At 58.7% G+C, this 1,796-nt stretch carries 3 protein-coding genes; all 3 read right to left on the bottom strand.

Annotated features, from left to right (window positions below):
- Positions 1-463, bottom strand: a 463-nt coding sequence (locus EN964_RS33470) for an S-adenosylmethionine synthetase N-terminal domain-containing protein (protein ID WP_281059593.1), incomplete at its 3' end; no start/stop codon positions are given.
- Positions 464-632: 169 nt separating this feature from the next.
- A complete protein-coding gene (locus EN964_RS33465; RefSeq protein ID WP_013527901.1) occupies positions 633-1,052 on the bottom strand; it encodes a helix-turn-helix domain-containing protein in 420 nt (139 codons plus the stop codon).
- Between the two features lie 140 nt (positions 1,053-1,192).
- The coding region (gene lnt, locus EN964_RS33460) for an apolipoprotein N-acyltransferase (protein WP_127277374.1) at positions 1,193-1,796 on the bottom strand (604 nt) is incomplete at its 5' end.

The raw sequence follows: 1,796 nt of genomic DNA, 5'->3' as shown, positions 1-1,796 counted from the left end.
ACATGATGCCCTGGTCGCCGGCACCCTCTTCGCCCTGACGGTCGGAGGCATTGTCGACGCCCTGGCCGATGTCAGGCGACTGGCCGTGCAGCAGAACCTCGATCTTCGCGGTTTTCCAGTGAAAGCCGGCCTGCTCGTAGCCGATTTCGCGGATCGCCTTGCGGGCGACCGACTTGAACTTGGCCGGATTGACGACCGAATGCCCAGCGGCATCCTTGAGAATATTGCCCGCCTTGTCCCTCTTGAGCAGCGTGTCGGGAACACGCACTTCGCCGGCGATGACGACACGGTTGGTGGTGGCCAGCGTCTCGCAGGCGACACGGACTTTCCACGGGTCCATGCCGGTCTTCTTGGCTTCGCGATACACCAGATCGACGATCTCGTCGGAAATCCGGTCACAGACTTTGTCGGGATGGCCCTCGGCAACGGATTCCGAGGTAAAGAAGTAGTTCTGCCGCGTCACGGGTGTCCCCTCTTGAAAAACGATCGGCAGGCTGCCGATTTTGGCGCGCCACGTGTTAGCGGGGCGAAGCGCCGCTCGTCAAGCGGTGCTTCGGCTCTGGCATGAATGTCGATGCAGTTATCTTGTGCCACCGGCGGCAAGACGCCGCCGGTGCTGGCGTGATTGAGGATCAGTCGGGATCGTCGGCGGAGAGGGACTTGACCAGGTCTATAATCCTGCGGCGCACCTTGGCATCAGCGATCTTGACAAAGGCCCGGTTGAGCTGAAGGCCTTCAGGGCTGCCGCAGAATTCGACAGCGAAAGCCATCGACGCGTCCTCGGCAAATCCACGGCCCGCCACGGGCTCCTGGCCGGGCGCATCCTCGAAAAAGAAGGCGACCGGCACGCCGAGTATGGACGCTATCGCCTGCAATCGGCTGGCGCCGACGCGGTTGGTGCCTTTTTCATATTTCTGAATCTGTTGAAATGTGATGCCGAGGTTTTCTCCCAGCTTTTCCTGGCTCATTCCCAGCATGTTGCGGCGAAGCCGGATGCGACTGCCAACATGGATGTCGATCGGATTCGGTTTCTTCTTGTTGTCTTCTGTCATTTTTTCCTCGCCGAATTTTTTCGGCTTTCTCTATTTTTTCTTGCCCAAACAAAGCCGGAGGCAACTGCCCCAACAGAACGATCCACCGGCTTCGAGAAATTTTCAGGCACTTACAGTATGAGTTTCTAATGTGTTGGCTGTCAATTCACCCGTAGCCTTTGCCTTACGTTCAACAGCGCTGCCCCAACGGCAAACAGCAACATGATCAGCATTCCGTTAATGCGCCGTTGGCCGGGAGATATGAGCGCCTGTCCGGAAATCGGTATGTGGGCATCGATGGCGCCGCGTGCGTCGATCGCAAGCGCATCGACGATGCGCCCGCGCGGATCGACGACGGCCGAGATGCCGTTGTTGGCAGCACGTACCAATGGCAATCCATTTTCCACCGCGCGGATCTGGGCCTGCCTGAAATGCTGATACGGACCCGGCGTGTCGCCGAACCACGCATCGTTGGTAACGTTCACAATAAGCTGCGCTGACGCAGCGTCAACTGCCACAAGATCGGGAAAGATCACCTCATAACAGATAAATGGCAGCGCACGGATGCCATCGGGCAGCGTGATGGCGTGCCGCTCATTGCCGGCCGCGAAACTCATCGGCCCGGCAACCAGTTGCTCGATGCCGAAACGCTGGAGCAGATCGGCGAAAGGCAGGTATTCGCCGAACGGCACCAGGTGAACCTTGTCGACTGCGTCGGAGATTTCACCCTTGTCGTCGATCGCCACCACGGAGTTGTAGTAACGG

It is taken from the genome of Mesorhizobium sp. M7A.F.Ca.CA.001.10.2.1, from assembly GCF_003998575.1.
Taxonomy (GTDB): Bacteria; Pseudomonadota; Alphaproteobacteria; order Rhizobiales; family Rhizobiaceae; genus Mesorhizobium.
Note: the sequence above shows the minus strand (reverse complement) of the source record. Positions and strands in the feature narration are given on the sequence as shown.

What these genes read in the sequence shown, in the direction of transcription:
- EN964_RS33465 (WP_013527901.1), bottom strand. Translation starts at nt 1,052, where the DNA reads ATGACAGAAGACAACAAGAAGAAACCGAATCCGATCGACATCCATGTT.